The sequence below is a fragment of the Sulfurimonas xiamenensis genome (assembly GCF_009258045.1).
Lineage (GTDB): Bacteria > Campylobacterota > Campylobacteria > Campylobacterales > Sulfurimonadaceae > Sulfurimonas > Sulfurimonas xiamenensis.
Map to the genome: position 1 here is coordinate 505,989 of NZ_CP041166.1, position 16,600 is coordinate 522,588.

Below are 16,600 nucleotides of genomic sequence, written 5' to 3' on the forward strand. Positions count from 1 at the left end.
ATTATTCGAATTTCAGAGCAGTTCACATAAAATATGCGAACTTATCTCATATATTCCCAAATAATGCCGTTTTCATCAGTGTAAAAGCTCCCATTAATTTCCATATCTCTTCCAAGAGCTTCATAATCAAAATAAAACTGTAGATTTTCGGGCATATTTCTTAAAGCTCCAGTTTCCTCTATGTAATTATAGGCAACATCTTCCATTTTACTCTCTCCAGTGCAAAGCATATCATCTATGTGCTCTATTGCTTCTTCTATATCGCTAACAACATAATTTTCAAGCATTAGTTTTACAGCCGTTCTTTCATGCTCATCCAGTCTGTCCATATCTTCAGCGATGATGTTTAATTTTTCTAAATCTGCATATTCATCTATTTGCATATAGTCGCATTCATAATCGGTTATAAAATACTCTTCGTGATGATGGTCTGAGCCGCATATTTGTCTGCCCTTATAAAGCTCATTCTCTATCGCCTCAGCCAGTTCATCCGAACTCATTGGCAGTGTATGCCAAGCTCCAACTAAGTGTCCGTTATTGTAAGCCTCTAAATCTGTTATATATACTCTCATGGTAATCCTTTTATCAAATGTTTTGAAAAATATTTGGCGACTAAAAGTCGAAACGCAAGCGAAGCTAAAAAGCTTCAAGACCTCAATGTTCTTTTGGGCTTAAATGCCCTTTTGAACACAGACCAAGAATAAATAAGGTTTAAAATAATCTGGAACTTGTTTCACATTATTTTAGAGCTTCATTTGTAAGGATTCTTGCGTCTCAAAAGGGTTTTAAGTTATGTAAAGAAACGTATCATCAATAAAAATCTCATCTGTTGAGATATACCTAGTAGATAATAAGGAGTGGGAACGACTACAACTTGAGCATGAGGAGAGACCTTGGCTCTATGAACACTATGGCAAGATTTCAGCTTGGCATCCAAATATATAAAAAAGCCAAATACCATTTATAATCTTTATAAAAGAGGTGTTTAAAATGGGTATAGAATCAATCATCAAAGAGCTTTCACGAGAAGAGCTGGAGGGCAAATTTATCAATATGTTTAACGACTACAGCGTGCTAAAAAACAATCATAAAAATCAAGAAGAAGTGCCACTTGTAGACTTTAGCGATTTTAAGATAAGAAGACGGCAGCAATATCTTCATAAGACATATTCTCAACACGCGCCTGTTCTAAACGGAATACTAAAATTATATATGGATACGCAAGATAAAAATCTGCACCACTATCTTTCAGAGCTAAATGCACAGCTGGAAAAAAAGGCTCAAGAGAATAATGACTTTGCTAAGTAGGGTTGTGTTAACCATCCCCATAAGCCTAAATAAAATCTTTGCAAACTTGTTTGGAGTGGAATGTATGTGTGGAGGGTTGGCTTTGCGAAGCAAATAGCCAATCCCTCTCATCACTAATGGTTCAAACAATGTTTAGATTTTATGATAAATGGCTGATGTGGGTTGGTGAGTCGCTTGAATAACTATTAACCAACCCTTATAACCCATAGCAGTTCAAAGCACCTTTTAGACTGCTATATAGGTGTTTGAGAGATATTTTTAGGTTCGTTTTTCTAAAGCAGTTTAAGATTTTTCAAGCCTCTTTAGATGATTTTTGCATTTTTTTAAACTGCTATCTCCCTAAAGACAGAACTGTCCTAAAGTGTTAAAAGTGAAAAGAGTTTTGAGAAGTTAAGCGACTAGTAGTGGTTCAAGAAAGGAGAGCTGCATCTCTTTTTGAACATTGTCTTTGTAATTCGGATAGTTTTTTATTTTTTGCAGATAGGCTTCATCAATCATAAAATCTACATAGCTCATAATCTCATCTTCACTGATATATCCCTTGATATACATATCTTCAACATAAAGCTTCTGATACAACTTACCATCTAGAATCTCTAGGTTGGCGTTTGCTTGGGTGTATATTGTATCAATCATATCCTCTGTTGGTAAAAAGCTGTGATGTGGATAGTCCGCTCTTCGTTTGGAAATATTATGTCGTAAAACACACCTGCTGTCTAAATGCTTATCGATAAGTGTTTTGCTCACGTAAAAGCCGATGATTTTTTTGTCGGTCCTAATATGGGTGTAATCTTTACTATCATGCAGCACTTCATTGGCAGCATGCTCCCAGACTACATCATCTGTTACGTTATCGTTACGGGTATCCAAGAAAAGACTGTTTACATCTTTTAAAAATTCTGCGTTTTTAAATCCTTCTTTGACACGTCTTTCATACTCAAACCTAAAATTGCCGTTTAGCTCCTCTTTCTCCAACCAGTAGTAAAGCGGTTTATTTGTGCGTTTCATAGCACTTAAAACATGTGGCGCGTTCTCTTGATACCATTTATACATCTTATCTAAGTGCAATTGTGTCGTGTGCTCATAGTTTGATATGCCTGTGATTTTCACTTCAGAGCCAAGCATAGATTCCCATGCGTTGAAAAATAGGATATCTTTATCGTCATCATTATCTGCAAAAGCGTTTTTCATAGTATATTTGGCGATATATGAGGCTGGAGAAGCTACTTTGTTAAAGAGTATCTTATCAATTTTTGTAAGTCTCTTTTGCGCTTTTTTGATAACTAACTCACTTGCAAAATTATCTTCTAAATTTCTAATTTCTTGAATTAACTCCAGCTTCTCTAAAAGCAGCTTATTAAAGTCTATACTCTTGACATCCTCAACTTTTAGTATCTTTTGAAAATCATTGAACTTTGGATTGAGATTGAAGTTGATAATGGTTTTTCTGTAAGCATCCCTTACTAAATAATCTATCTCATCATCTACAAATATCAGTATATGAATATGGCTCGTCATATTTTTATGAGGCTCAAGCTGCCTAAAATATGCAACATCAGCGTTTGTAAACTCTGGATATCTCTTTTGATAGTTGCTGATACTTGTTTTTAGGATGTGGTAAAAATATGTCCATACCTCATTTATTTTTTTAGCAGAGTTGATGATATGCTCTTCTAGATTATGTCCGCACATTTGAAAGTTTGGATTATCTTCTAGGATTGCCTTGTCTCCATATTTGCGTTCCTCTGTTAGAGATTTAGCTTTTGTTTTCCAGCGATGCCACTCACTTGGCAGCGTAAAGGTAATAAAGGAAGCTCGTTTGTCTTGGTTTTTGTGCTCAATATATTTTATCTTTGACCATCTCTTTGTTGCTAAGAGCTTTTTTCGGTTGTTGATGAAGTTACCCATAAGCATCTCTTGCTGGTATTGGTAACCATTTAGTTGGTCATAGCCAAAATCTATTATCGTATCACGAAGAAGTGTCTGATATTTTTCATCTGATAAATCCACCATAGGCTGCTCATTTAATGTGTCATACATCCCTAGAACCGTATTGGTAAAATATCTTTTTTCCTTGTCACTTTTTATGAAGTAATCGTTCTTCATACTTGCTACAAACTCTTCATACTCGTAGATATGAGAGTTTTTTAGCTTTTTATCGATTTTAGCTTGTCGTATCTCAAGAGCTTTTTTGGATTTTTCTTTCGTAATGTCGGTATATTTTTTAGATACTGCATTTACAACTATCTTTTTGAAGCGTTTCATCCACAAGACATCATCACTCTCTACATCAATATCAGCCCAGTTAGTATAATTGATAAGATGGTGGATAGCATCTGTAAAGGTGTTGTTGAGATAGTCATAGTTGATACGCTCATCGTTTAAAAACAGTTCTCTTGTAGTATCAATTGCATTGATGGCAACTTTTAAAGGGATGTTGTAAATTTCGTTGATGGTTTTAAACTCCTCAAGTAAAAGCAGCATAAACTCAATATCATCTGTGCTTAGTGCATTGATATCTTTTATCTTTTTGGTTTGCAGCTGTTTATTGGTCTCTTTAATAAAATTGTTGATAAGTGCTTTGGCATTGGAGTCTTGATATTTTTGTGTATATGTTACTTCATCAATTTCTATGAATGCTACTCTATCGCTCCCTGTAAAGTCTATATCATCGTAAAATGAGTTCTCAAATTCAAGTGTCTGTTTATTGGGGTTAGATACAACTTGATGCTGCATATATGGCTTATGAAGCAGATTTTTTGTGTAGGTGTTAATCTCTTTTTTGCTTGTGATGATAAGGTTCTCTTTTGCTCGCGTGATAGCTACATAATAAAGTCGCTTCTCCTCTTCATCATCTAGGTTTCTTGGAAAAACTCCATCTTCAAAGTTGTATAGTATGACGGTGTTAAACTCCAAGCCTTTGGATTTATGGATACTCATGATTTGCACACCATCTTGTGTGATATAGTTTTGCTCTTGGAGCCAATGATTGAGCCGCGTTTGCACATTTTTTAAAAATAACTCTGTATTTTCTTGAGAAAATATCTTGTATATCTTATCTTGCCAGATATGGAGTCGCTCCTCTAACTCTTCATAGCCTCTGTTGATAAGATAGTTCGTGATGTTGTTAGAGTGAAATATCTGTGTAATAGCGGCAACTGTATCTACGATACTATGAGCCTGAGCCGCATCAATTATTTTTCGCCACTCATCTATTTCAAACCGTTCAAAGTAGATATCATCAGCGACGTAATTGTTTTTTATCATCAGCAACATGGCATATAGGATATATTCCAGCTCTTGATAGTTTCTTTTTTGGTATGGCACTTGCCACTTCTCTAAAATATCTTTTATCTCTTGAATATGATAGTTGTTTCGTGCCAAGATACAGATATCATTCAACTCATCATTGCTTTTGTGAATCAGCTCTGGCAAGGTAAAATCAGAGATATTTTCAAGCACTTTGATATCTGAGTTTGGCTTCTCATCTGTAGCCGTTACTGGTTGGATGTCCTCTAACTTTTCAGTTAGTGACGTATCAATAAATGCGTTGGAAAAATTAACGATGTTTTTACTTGAGCGGTAGTTTGTATTAAGCTGGATGATAGGTGTTGCTTCTATCAGCTCAATGGTCTTTTTGAAATTTGCACCTTGAAAGCTATAAATGCTTTGATAGGGGTCTCCAACCATAAAGAGATTATTGGTCTGTATCATCTGCAATATCTCTAAAACAATGCTATTGGTATCTTGAAACTCATCTACCAAGATGTGATTGAACTTCTTTTGCAGCGTTGTTCTGTTGAACTCATCCTCTTTGATAAAAAAATAAGTTTCTATCAAGATATCATCAAAGTTTAAAACTCCATTTGCTCTTTTTTGCTCAAAGAATGCTTGGATGATGTTGATATTAGACTTATAGTGTAGCTTCTCTTTAAGCAGCACGTTTAATTTTTCAAAAAACATCTCAATGTTCTCACACTCTAGAGCGAGCTCTATGTTTTTGCTGATGAACTCACTTAGCTTTAAAGGGGATTCTATTTTTACTTTGAACTGTTTTGTGTCAAATAGCTCGCTGTGAAAATTGTGCTCAAGGTAGTAGTTGTATCTGTATTCATCGTATATCTGCATCGATGAGAGATAACTGTATTTGCTTTGCTCGAACTGGGTCATGCTTTGCAGCAGCTTGAAAAATACTGCGTGGAATGTGCCAAGATATTTCATCTCTTCACGCGTGTTTAATCTGTGGTTGAACTCGTTTGCCGCTTTTTGAGTGAAGGTAAGGGCTAAGATTTTATCAGGATAGTTGGCGCGTAAAAGTTTTTGCAGCCTCTCGACAAATACAGTTGTCTTACCAGCTCCAGCACCGCTGATAACAATAGTGTTGCCAATTGCTTCAACTGCTTGTATCTGTCTGTCGTTCAATCCTTTCAAAAATATCTCCCTATGTTTCCTATAGATTATAAAGTCATTTTTGACTTTTTTTAAAATTCATAAATAGAAGTTAAAAACCCTAAAATTAGGGCTCTAAACTGCTATCTTTTTTTATTAGATAGCGGTAAATACATATCCCATACTAGTTTCTGCATAATCGTATTGCAATAATGAATTCCATACATCTTCATAATCAATGTAAGGAAGTGCTTCTTCACTCACTTCGCCAAGGATTTGCCATTCTGTTATTGACATTTCAACAAACTCATCCAAATCCATATGATAAATGCCCATTTCATCTTTGTGTTCTAGAATATATTTCAACTCATAACCAAGTTCATCAGCTACGATTAAAAATTTCTCCAACTCATCTTCCGTTACATCATATTTTTCTGTGATGTATTCGTGGATGTCATTGATTTTTTCTCTCGCCATCTGTTTTATCTCGAAAGTTGAACTCTCTTCATTATCAAGTTCATCTTCTATCTCTTCACTAATAAGTAAGATATACTCATCTCCAGCGATACCTTCAAATTCAGTCTCTGCGACCATACTCTCTACTATGTCATATATTTTTTGTGTGCTCATAAGCGCGTCCTTTGTTTTGGTGTATTGTTTGATTATAAAAGTTTGTTAACTTTTGATTGCTTAGCTATGCAGCTTTTTTCTGTTTAAGACCTACCATAGTTTCACGAACATGAACTCTCAATCCATTTTTTGTTGTTCTCCAGAAATCTTTACGTTTATGTATTACTGGAGATTTATGAGAACTATGTTTGCCATTTTTGCCAGATTTATAGTGCACTTTATATGCGTTATTGATGAGATTATCGAATATATTTATCTCTTTATCATTTTCAACAGTATGATTTTGCGTTTTATTTTTTGCACTTTTTTTTGTTGTATAGCCTGAGATACCAGAGCGTAGCTTTTCTGCTAACAATTCAGCACCATCAACGCTCTCATTTGCACTTATCTCAATAGCTCCAACTTTATGTAAATATGCAAGCATCTTAAAGATTTTATTTTCGAACTTAGTAGTGCTTTTAGTCTTATTCAACACATCTATCTTTTTTTGAAACATCTCAAATATATATTCTGTTAGAGCATACATAGGAATCAATTCTCTTACAACACTATCAAAAGAGTAATAGTCTTGATAGCTCAAATACATATTAACAAGAATAAAGTTGTATGCAAAAATACGCTGTATACCTTCTAATTCACGGTATCTCATCGATGAAACTTTTTTGGTATTTAAGGCACTTTCTATAACGTTAAAGAGCCCACCAGTCATTTGAATTTTCAGACCATAATGATGTATCGAATCCGATAAGCTTTCAACAACTATAGTTAATGATTTTTCATTCATATCTTCAACTATGTTTTTGTATTTGCATAAAATTTCTAGTGCCGTTTTTTTAAGCTTTTGCTTGGCAACTTGTTTTTTTATTTTTTTGGCTTTTCTTGTAAGTCCATAATTTATCTGATTTTGCGTATGATATGGAGCTGTGTTTATAAAAGTGCTCATTATTAACCCTCCACACTGTAAAGTATTGTTTCAGGGTGAGTAGTTAAATTCTCTCTAACTCTACTACCAATTTCTTCGGAGTTGTATTTATTAAGTATTTCATATATCACATCTTCGTCATTTGATAAAGAGTTAAATTCAGCTAATACATTTTCAAAATCATCATCTTCTATTTGTATTTTATGAATGTAATGCATCTCAAATAAGTTTAGTTCTGATATTGTTACTGTAATTTCTTTCATTTAGTTAGCCTCCACATTATAAATTTCTGTATCAGGCTCATAATCTAAATAGCTTTTAATATAGTTATCGACTTGTTCAAATTGATATTTGTCAAGAGATTCATATATTTCATTATGGTCGTTTGATAGAGAATGAAATTCAGCCAATACATTTTCAAATTCTTTTTCATCCACTTTAACTTTATAAACAAAGTGCATCTCGGATAAAACTACTTCTGATGTTACTACAGTGATTTCTTTCATTTTTAAGTCCTTTTTTGTTGTTTTGATAAGTCTGTTCAAGACACTCTATGAACACTCCCTATGAGTGCTCAATAAAATATCTAGGCGACTAAAATCACGTTTGATAAGTAGTCTGCAACGCAAGGTAATGGGAAAACAACTTTTGCATTCTTAGCATCGCCAAGCTTTTTATATTGAGGCACGCCATAACCTTTTACGATGTAGTTGTTTACTGCTGAAACAGATACACCAAGCTCATGCGCTAACTCTTTTTTATTAAGGGTAGTTTTTTGATATCTGTTTTTTAAGTCTTCATAAATTGCTGTGTTTAAGTTGATGTTTTGAACTGTCATTTTTAAAACCTCTCATTCTCTTTTTCTGGACAACATTATTCCCACTTAATTTTTTTTCTGTTTACCAGTGTACATAGTTTGTAAAATTTATGTTAAAATTTCTAAATTAATTTGAATGCGGATATATGAGAAAAAAGAGAAATATAGTTTATAAAAAGACTACAGTAAGGGATAAAAGAAGCTTTTTGCGTTCGTTAGATTTATTCACTAAGAATAATAATGAAGCTTTTATTGAGAATACAAATCTTGAAAGTCTAAATGAAATCACTTTTTACTCGCCTCTGAATAAGTTAAAATCTCTTTATTGGCTTGATGAACCAGTGCAATGTTCTTTAAAAGATTTTGATTTCCAATATAAACTGTTTTCAACTGTAGACCCGATAAATATCTCTTATGAAGATAGTCCATATAAACTTGGCGAGTTTAAAAGTGGTAGCGGTATGATTTACTCTAAAATCGTATCTGATACAAGACTTTCAGACTATACATTTGTCATGAACGAGATAAACAACTTAATCAGTATTAGCCGAAAAGTAAATTATAATACCGCCCTACAAGATATCATTGAAGAATATACATATAAATACAGTGATGATACAAACGAGTGGATAACCTATTTTTTTAATGGCTATGATGTTGAGGAGAAGATAAAAAAAATTGAAGCTGCTCTGGCTCACTACAATGAAATCACTGAGCATAACACTCCAAAAGCTTATAAGCTTCCAATTTCTAGCCATGAGAGTGCATCTGATAGAATAAAGAGACTCTATGTAAATTCAAAATCGTATGCCACTTTGGCAAAAAAAATATATACGCAGCTTCTTAGAAGAGTGAAATACAATGAAATCGGTTTTTACAAAGTGCCGACTGATGACAAATATAAAAAAGAAGTGATACCGATACAGTATATATCTCCACTTGATAGAATGCAAAGTAGAGTCAACTTCATCTTAAAAAGGCAGTGGCTATTAGATAGGCATATTTTAAATGCTCTCAGAGATAGGTTGATGACACATAATCAAATCAACACTGAAAACGTTGAAGAAGATTTGATATCTACCATATCAAGGATTTTTGGGATTGATATAAATGAGAGCATCGAGGATGACCGATATCAAGACTCCATAAAGATTTTAAAGCAGCACTATTTTAAGTATGAAGGACTTGATTCTTATGATTATGAGTTTTTGGACGATGAAACGAAGAGCTGGAACTATGAAGATGCAGTTGAATATATTGCAGAGCTCAATCAATATATCAAAGAGTTTGTGGGCGAAGATGAAACTACAGATGAATCTCCCCAGAAAAAAGAGCCACTTACGACCATTGAAAAGGAGTGGGAAGATTTATACGCTAAATTACTTGACGGTATTCTTTCAAATACTCTTGAAAAGAACGAATATTATAAAATCAGCTCTATTGCCCAAGAGCTAGTGCAAGAATACGATTTTTTGATAGAGAATAAAGTCTTTTTAGAAACAGGCAAGCTCAATATGAAATGTAAATTTGTGCAATCTCTAAAACAGGAGCTGCTTAAAAAAATCCATGCTAAGGATGATGATACAAAATTAGAGCTATCAACCAATTTTATATCGGAGAAAAAATCAGAGTATCTTTTGCTGCAGGATACAATTGAGCACTATCCGTTTATAAGAGCACTGCAGGATTTTGATTATAAAACTTTATTGTATTCGTAACAAGTTGGATAAATTTTGATAATAAAATCTTCGTTTGTAGCATAAAGAAGCCAAGAGCGCTATAATTTAGGCATTATTTTAAAAAATATTTAATAAAGTACAAAAAACTACAGGAAAGAAAATGCCACAATACAAAGTAAATGTTGAAGTGTTAAAATCTCTAATGTATGGTGACTGTTCTACCCTTAAAGATGTTAAATGGTCTATAGAAAACAATCAATTAACACTTGTGAATACAGAAACATCTTTTACTTGCAGTGAAGTAAACTACACCAACATATCTAAAAAAATAACGAATAAATATAAAACGACACATCCATATAGAAATGTACAATATGAATTTTTTATGAATGGCAATAGTGAAATTTCTAAACCTGAGATAGAAGACATAATAAAGTGGTTTAGTGTCTCTATAAACGATACTGGTTTTGAACGAGGGCAAAGGTACTCAATAGTGATTACTGATGTAGCAAATAACACCGTAGTTTTACATGAAAATACAATTCAATTTAGATATCAAGTTGATGTAGATATTAACACGACAATATTTATTGATGAAACCAAAGAGTTCATATATGATAACGCAAGTAAGTATGGAAGTACAAAATTTTATGACTTTGTAGATAAATCAATAGATGAGAGATTGGTTCCATATTCTTTTAGGAAAGTTGAAAATATATACCTAAAAAAATATATTGATGGATATATTTCTAATAAAAAAACAAACAAAGTAACTGGAGAAAAATATAGAACAATGAAGTTCAATTATACTTTTTTAACACGTCATATACTTTCTGAAAAAGAAATGGATTTAATAATGAGTTTTTGGAAAGAAAACAGTTTAAAGTGTTCTGTTGGTATAGAATTAGTTACAAGAGAAAAATGTGAAGATGATTAAGTTTTAGATAGAATTAAACAGCTCCATCTCATCAATGTTTGATGAAGTGCTTTTCTCTTGAGGTGTGTTCTGAGATTTTTTTTCAGCTAGTGATTTTTCTGCAACTGCAAAAATATCCTCCATCTCATCCTTTTCAATGTCTTCAAAAGTATCGTAAAAGGTTTTTTTACCAGATTTCTCAAGCTCATCCATCATCTTGTTAAAGACGTTGACGGCTTCAATAGCTATCTCTTTGTAGCTATGAACCTCTTGCAATACCTCTTGCGCTTTAAAATTAAGCGGCATTTGATTGAGCTCATCAATATTAAACTCTATGCCGTTTTGGACAGTAAAGCCATCTTGAAGCTCATTTGTAAGCATATCCCAGTAGATATATTGCCCTTGTTTTAATTCAAGTGGATTAAGAGCATTTTTCTCAGTAATGTCATTGTTGACAACTAAGTGCGCCGAACTGATATTTTCCTGTTTTAGCATGAAACGATTTCGTAAATTACTTCTATAAGCAGTAGATGGCAGTGAGCTTACATCTGCTTTTTGCAAGATATTGATAAGGCTTCCGTTACTTGCCCTGATTTTTGAACCTAAAAACTCTAGTATAGCCAGAGATTCTTGCACTGTATTTTTCATAATTTTGTGTAGAGATTTTGATTCAAGTGTTTCGTTGAGTGTTTGTACTTCATCTATAATAACAAGAGTTTGATATGCAGTAAAATTATCAATAGAGTGCACAGAGTTATATTTATACTTCGTCATCATATCCAGCTGCACTTTTTTAAGGATTTTCAATCCACCTGCAATATCATCCGCATATTCAACTTTATCAAGCGGCTGCAAGAAGTTATAATCAGCACTTGCTTTATAGTTGATGATATATATCTTATCGATATATGGGTAGTTATACTTGGTTAAAAAGTTTTTCATAAACTCAACCATCGTAAATGACTTTCCTGAGCCTGAACCGCCAACGATTAACCAGTTACCATTTAGCAAACCGTTACCTTGCTCTTTTTGAGTACCATATACGGGTGTAGCGTTTGTATCGCTAATACCAAGGAATAGTTTATCTTTTCCAGTTAAAGGTTTAAAATCCATCTTTGGAACATTATCCTTATCTGGCATCACTTCACTAAACACAAGAGTGATTTTATCATTCTCATTTCTGCTTGCTTTTAATTTACCAACATCAAAGAGCTGCTTTAAATCTTCGGCTCTATCCAAAAAGCCTTGGTAGTTTATGGAAGCACCGCGAATCAGTTTAAAAGTGAATGTTCGCGTCTCTAAATCATACTTATGCAGATAGTATTGGTTTAGGTTCAAAGAAGCAAGATTAGCTTGTATATCTGCCAAAAATACATTATGCTTGACCTTTTTCTGAATCAGATACAGAGGCAATGATGCCGATATGAGGATATTGAGCAAGAACTCCACTGAAAGATTTTGTGTTACATTTGTGCGTAACCACTGCTTATACTCTGCAAAGAACAGCTTTTGAAAATCAAGACTTTTAACATCATTGATATCCAAGACCTGCTCATTAAATAAAAACTGCATCTGTGCTATGGAGTAACTTAAAGCTGCAAAGATAACGATGAAGATGAATAACATTGACTGCGACATCTTTTCTCTATCGATATAACCTCGGATATCATAGTAACCATTTGCCCACTCATCACTGCCGTTTAGATTCTTTTTAGCATTAGCCATTATTTGCCCTTGAGTAGATAATGAGAAAAGCGAATGTGATGTGTCCGATTAAAAGCAGCAGTATGAAATCTTGGTAGTAATGATTGTATCTAAGCATTTGCTGATACTCTCTTAGCTTATCTGCACTAATGATTTTTGATGGTGTGGTAGCTTTTATGTTTTGAGAAGCGATGATTGATTTTGCTTTATCGCTGAAGCTGCCATCTTGAAGCTTTTGAAATAGTAGTTGATTGTTATATTCATTTATCTCTGCGCTGCTGTATTTAAACACTGTAAAGGGCTTAAAAATACTTAGTATTATCAATAGTGCGATAACTATAAACGGCTTTTTATAAAATATCATCTTTAACATACTCATAAATAACCCTGTTGATAAAATCTGTTGCATTGTCAAACTCATAGCTGTTGGCAACTATTTTTTCAATCGTCTCTTTTGTGTCACGTTGTATTTCAAACCCAGAGAAGATTTTTGTTACGTGTTTCTCATCTTCAAGTTCATATTCTGATATGAATGCATGTGTTAAAAAATCCAATGCTTCACTCATAGAAGAAAAGCTCTCATCACTCACTATCTTTTTTTTAAATGCTTTTTTTAACTCTTCATTGAGAAGGTATCCAACTTTGATTTTATTCATTGTCAAACCCCTTTGACATTACATCATTGTAGATAGAGGATATCTTCTCATCGATAGCACTGTCTAGTTTGGAGATGTTTGATTTTAGAAGTTCAAGTTCATGTATATCTTCTATGTCAAAGTCTGCGCGTCCAAATAGCTCTACAGTCTCAGTATCTAAATCTTGAAATATCTCAAATACATCGTAAAATTTATTCATATCCATATTTACCCCTTGGCATAAGACCTAAGTCATTATGCAAGTTCAGGAAATACTTCCGTTGAATAAAAAGTGCTTCCATTCACACGAACGTCTTTGATGAAGTTGATTCTGATTTTTTTATCAAGCACTGGTGTGAACATCTTTTTATCGTATTTCATCTCAGTAGCTTTTAATTTGCATTCAAAAGTTTTTATGGAACCATCAGATTCATTTTTTATTGAGATTAGCTTTACATCGCCAGTTGGCTTGTCTTTTTTCATTACATTGGAAACACTTACTAGGTCAATCTCAACATAAGCGTTAATGGAGAACTTCTCTTTTATCGCTGAAGTATCTTCAACTACTTTCATATTTTCAAGTTTACCGCCAAAGGTATGTGTTCTTGAGCGTTCATTCCCTTGAAAGTCTCTATCTATATGCGTATATCTTGTAATATCCGTTACTTTTACATATTTACCGATTAGTTTTTTTATATCATCCTCTTTGATAGCACCGTTTAGTGTAAAAGTGTTCTCAATCAAACCGCCAGTCTCTTCATCTATAACAGCCGTTTTTAATTGAACCTTGTTTGGTCTACCTTCGCTATCTGTTGAAATTCTATAGGCGTTGATTAATGCCGTGATATCAAATCTCATAAATGCTTGTTCTTGCTCTACTGCCTCTTTGTCAATATCTAACATCTCCATAAGAGATTTTGAAAGTTTTACTTCTTCTACTTGTTTTTCATTTTTTTTATTATCCATAATCTATATCCTTAAAAAATTGTTTGTTTAGAACAAGATTGCATCAAGTTCATATATAGATTATAAAGAAAACTAAAGCTTTTTTAAGATTAGAGTGAAATTTGTGTTTTTATACGGGAATAGCGTGGAAATAGAGCGAGGAATATGAGTTGGAAATAAAAATATTTGCCAAAAAATACCTAAAAATGATATTTGGATTTGTTTTTGAATGGGCGATGAAATATTTATTTTTTTCTATCGAAAAATTATTTAGTTGGAAATAGGTTGGAAACAAGTTTTGTGAAAGAAACTTAAGAACCTTTGAAAGTCCCTAAATTAAGTGGCTCCGAATGCTGGATTCGAACCAGCGACCAAGTGATTAACAGTCACCTACTCTACCGCTGAGCTAATCCGGAATCTTAAAAAGTGGTGTCAAAGGCGAGACTTGAACTCGCGACCCCCGGCTTATGAGACCAGTGCTCTAACCAGCTGAGCTACCCTGACATCTTTTAAGAGGCAGAATTGTATCCATTTAAAACTTTAATTTACCTAAGAGAAAGAAAAAAACAATTAAAAAACGAAAAACAACAACACTATCAACAAGCTTGAGTAAATTCAATAAATAGACTTTAGTTGTACCGACTAAGAGTATTGACTTTGTTACCATTTTTTTAGTAGTATTGCGCTTGTAAATCATATTATTTAAGGAGTTTAAATGAATTTTCAACCATTAGGCAAAAGAGTCCTAGTAAAAAGAGTAGAAGAGGCAAATACTACAAGCAGCGGTATTATTATTCCTGATAATGCACAAGAGAAACCTTCAAAAGGTGAAGTTGTGGCTGTTAGCTCCGAAGTGAATGAAATAGCGTCTGGCGATATAGTAGTTTTTGGAAAATTTTCCGGCAATGAAATTTCGTTAGATAGTGAAAAATTTTTAGTTTTAGAGACAGAAGATATTTTTGGAATAGTAAAGTAAATTTAAAGGATTTTTAATGGCAAAAGAGATAATTTTTTCAGACAATGCAAGAAATGCGCTGGCTCGCGGTGTTGCAAAACTAACAGATGCAGTAAAAGTGACTATGGGACCTCGTGGTCGTAATGTTTTAATCCAAAAAAGTTACGGCAATCCGGTAATTACAAAAGACGGTGTTTCTGTTGCAAGAGAGATAGAGCTAAAAGATAAATTAGAAAATATGGGTGCTACGCTTGTCAAGGATGTGGCTTCAAAAACTGCTGATGAGGCGGGAGATGGAACAACTACGGCAACTGTTTTAGCAAATGCAATCTTCTCTGAAGGTCTTAGAAACATCACGGCGGGTGCAAATCCTATCGAAGTTAAACGCGGTATGGATAAAGCATGCGAAGCAATTTTGGCAAACCTAAAAGCATCTAGTAAAATAGTAAATGGTAAAAAAGATATTGCTCAAGTTGCGACTATCTCTGCAAACTCAGATAAGCAGATCGGGAATATGATTGCTGAAGCTATGGAAAAAGTTGGACAAGACGGTGTTATAACTGTTGAGGAAGCTAAAGGTATTGTTGATGAGCTTGATGTAGTTGAAGGTATGCAGTTTGACCGCGGGTACCTAAGTCCTTACTTTATAACAAATACTGAAAAGATGATAGCAGAGATTGAAAACCCTTGGATTTTGCTAGTTGACAGTAAAATCACTTCACTCAAAGATCTGCTTCCGGTTTTAGAACAAGTTCAAAAAACTTCTCGTCCGCTTCTAATTATTGCCGAAGATGTGGAAGGTGAAGCGCTTTCAACACTGGTTGTAAATAAGCTTCGCGGTGTTTTAAATATCTCTGCAGTAAAAGCTCCAGGTTTTGGAGACAGAAGAAAAGCGATGCTTCAAGATATTGCAATCTTAACTGCGGGTACGGTAATATCAGAAGAGACAGGACATACTTTAGAGGGTGCAAGTATAGATATGCTTGGACAAGCTGCTCGTGTTGTAATAGATAAAGATAATACTGTAATCGTAAACGGCGCTGGAAAAGCTGAAGATGTGCAAAAAAGAATATCTGAAATTAAAATTCAGATGGAATCAACTACAAGCGAGTATGATAAAGAGAAACTTCAAGAGCGTTTGGCAAAACTAAGCGGCGGTGTAGCAGTCATTAAGGTTGGTGCGGCAAGCGAGACTGAGATGAAAGAGAAAAAAGATAGAGTTGATGATGCGCTTTCAGCTACCAAAGCTGCTGTTGAAGAGGGAATTGTGATCGGCGGTGGCGCTGCTCTTGTTCGTGCTGCTTCAAAAGTAAATCTTGACCTTGAGGGTGATCAAAAAATAGGTTGCGAGATAATTCTACGCGCTATCAAAGCTCCACTCAAGCAGATTGCTACAAATGCAGGCTATGATGCAGGTGTAGTAGTAAATGCAGTTGAGAGTGCGACAAATGAAAACATTGGATTTAACGCTGCAACAGGTGAATATGTTGATATGTTTGAAGCAGGAATTATTGATCCGCTAAAAGTAGGGCGCGTTGCTCTTACAAATGCTACTTCTATTTCAAGTCTTCTTTTAACAACAGAAGCTGCTATTTATGAACTTCCTGAAGAGAAGCCTGAAGCTCCTGATATGAGTGGAATGGGCGGAATGCCGGGGATGATGTAAAAGCCTAAAATCGTGATTTTTTCACGATTTTAGT

At 34.1% G+C, this 16,600-nt stretch carries 18 protein-coding genes and 2 tRNA genes; 6 read left to right on the forward strand and 14 right to left on the reverse strand.

Annotation, left to right across the window (positions count from 1 at the left end):
• Window positions 1-41: 41 nt before the first annotated feature.
• Window positions 42-572: an antirestriction protein ArdA gene (locus tag FJR47_RS02705; protein ID WP_152298939.1), complete on the reverse strand. Its 531-nt coding sequence runs from the start codon at window positions 570-572 to the stop codon at window positions 42-44.
• A gap of 418 nt (window positions 573-990) precedes the next feature.
• On the opposite strand from FJR47_RS02705, the gene FJR47_RS02710 reads away from it, so the two are divergent.
• Complete coding sequence (locus FJR47_RS02710) at window positions 991-1,308, forward strand: hypothetical protein (RefSeq protein ID WP_152298940.1); 318 nt, start codon at window positions 991-993, stop codon at window positions 1,306-1,308.
• Window positions 1,309-1,346: 38 nt separating this feature from the next.
• On the forward strand, window positions 1,347-1,490 hold the full coding sequence (locus tag FJR47_RS09700; RefSeq protein WP_188093740.1) for a hypothetical protein: 144 nt from the start codon (window positions 1,347-1,349) through the stop codon (window positions 1,488-1,490).
• 208 nt (window positions 1,491-1,698) lie between these two features.
• Here FJR47_RS09700 and FJR47_RS02715 read toward each other — a convergent pair whose 3' ends face one another.
• From FJR47_RS02715 to FJR47_RS02740, 6 genes are all read right to left on the reverse strand, one after another.
• Window positions 1,699-5,739 carry an ATP-dependent helicase gene (locus tag FJR47_RS02715; RefSeq protein WP_152298941.1) on the reverse strand — a complete coding sequence of 1,347 codons (4,041 nt, stop codon included), beginning with the start codon at window positions 5,737-5,739 and terminating at the stop codon, window positions 1,699-1,701.
• A gap of 114 nt (window positions 5,740-5,853) precedes the next feature.
• Window positions 5,854-6,327, reverse strand: a complete 474-nt coding sequence (locus FJR47_RS02720; RefSeq protein ID WP_152298942.1) for a hypothetical protein — start codon at window positions 6,325-6,327, stop codon at window positions 5,854-5,856.
• A 64-nt stretch (window positions 6,328-6,391) separates the two neighbouring features.
• On the reverse strand, window positions 6,392-7,270 hold the full coding sequence (locus FJR47_RS02725; protein ID WP_152298943.1) for a hypothetical protein: 879 nt from the start codon (window positions 7,268-7,270) through the stop codon (window positions 6,392-6,394).
• Window positions 7,271-7,272: 2 nt separating this feature from the next.
• Entirely contained in the window at window positions 7,273-7,512 is a 240-nt protein-coding gene (locus FJR47_RS02730) for a hypothetical protein (RefSeq protein WP_152298944.1), read from the reverse strand.
• Window positions 7,513-7,755 carry a hypothetical protein gene (locus tag FJR47_RS02735; RefSeq protein ID WP_152298945.1) on the reverse strand — a complete coding sequence of 81 codons (243 nt, stop codon included), beginning with the start codon at window positions 7,753-7,755 and terminating at the stop codon, window positions 7,513-7,515.
• Between the two features lie 80 nt (window positions 7,756-7,835).
• Window positions 7,836-8,087, reverse strand: coding sequence for a hypothetical protein (locus FJR47_RS02740; protein ID WP_152298946.1), 252 nt, complete (start codon window positions 8,085-8,087; stop codon window positions 7,836-7,838).
• Between the two features lie 125 nt (window positions 8,088-8,212).
• Between FJR47_RS02740 and FJR47_RS02745 the strand changes: the two genes are divergently transcribed.
• Together FJR47_RS02745 and FJR47_RS02750 are read left to right on the forward strand one after the other, a co-directional pair.
• Window positions 8,213-9,784 (forward strand): hypothetical protein, encoded by a 1,572-nt coding sequence (locus tag FJR47_RS02745; protein WP_152298947.1) that lies wholly within the window; start codon window positions 8,213-8,215, stop codon window positions 9,782-9,784.
• Between the two features lie 121 nt (window positions 9,785-9,905).
• Window positions 9,906-10,682, forward strand: a complete 777-nt coding sequence (locus tag FJR47_RS02750) for a hypothetical protein (RefSeq protein ID WP_152298948.1) — start codon at window positions 9,906-9,908, stop codon at window positions 10,680-10,682.
• Between the two features lie 3 nt (window positions 10,683-10,685).
• On the opposite strand, the gene FJR47_RS02755 is transcribed toward FJR47_RS02750, so the two are convergent.
• From FJR47_RS02755 to FJR47_RS02785, 7 genes are all read right to left on the reverse strand, one after another.
• The gene (locus tag FJR47_RS02755; RefSeq protein ID WP_152298949.1) at window positions 10,686-12,386 is read right to left on the reverse strand and encodes a hypothetical protein; all 1,701 of its coding nucleotides are present in this window, start codon (window positions 12,384-12,386) and stop codon (window positions 10,686-10,688) included.
• Window positions 12,379-12,744 (reverse strand): hypothetical protein, encoded by a 366-nt coding sequence (locus FJR47_RS02760; protein ID WP_152298950.1) that lies wholly within the window; start codon window positions 12,742-12,744, stop codon window positions 12,379-12,381. Before FJR47_RS02760 ends, FJR47_RS02755 begins: the two co-directional genes overlap by 8 nt.
• Window positions 12,716-13,021, reverse strand: coding sequence for a hypothetical protein (locus tag FJR47_RS02765; RefSeq protein ID WP_152298951.1), 306 nt, complete (start codon window positions 13,019-13,021; stop codon window positions 12,716-12,718). Before FJR47_RS02765 ends, FJR47_RS02760 begins: the two co-directional genes overlap by 29 nt.
• On the reverse strand, window positions 13,014-13,220 hold the full coding sequence (locus FJR47_RS02770; RefSeq protein WP_152298952.1) for a hypothetical protein: 207 nt from the start codon (window positions 13,218-13,220) through the stop codon (window positions 13,014-13,016). The genes FJR47_RS02765 and FJR47_RS02770 overlap by 8 nt, the downstream gene beginning before the upstream one ends.
• Before the next feature lie 35 nt (window positions 13,221-13,255).
• Window positions 13,256-13,966 carry a hypothetical protein gene (locus FJR47_RS02775; protein ID WP_152298953.1) on the reverse strand — a complete coding sequence of 237 codons (711 nt, stop codon included), beginning with the start codon at window positions 13,964-13,966 and terminating at the stop codon, window positions 13,256-13,258.
• Window positions 13,967-14,286: 320 nt separating this feature from the next.
• A tRNA-Asn gene (locus tag FJR47_RS02780) sits at window positions 14,287-14,361 on the reverse strand.
• An 11-nt stretch (window positions 14,362-14,372) separates the two neighbouring features.
• A tRNA-Met gene (locus FJR47_RS02785) sits at window positions 14,373-14,449 on the reverse strand.
• Between the two features lie 211 nt (window positions 14,450-14,660).
• On the opposite strand from FJR47_RS02785, the gene groES reads away from it, so the two are divergent.
• Window positions 14,661-14,921 carry a co-chaperone GroES gene (gene groES, locus FJR47_RS02790; protein ID WP_152298954.1) on the forward strand — a complete coding sequence of 87 codons (261 nt, stop codon included), beginning with the start codon at window positions 14,661-14,663 and terminating at the stop codon, window positions 14,919-14,921.
• 16 nt (window positions 14,922-14,937) lie between these two features.
• A complete protein-coding gene (gene groL, locus FJR47_RS02795; protein ID WP_152298955.1) occupies window positions 14,938-16,566 on the forward strand; it encodes a chaperonin GroEL in 1,629 nt (542 codons plus the stop codon).
• The last annotated feature ends 34 nt before the right edge of the window (window positions 16,567-16,600 follow it).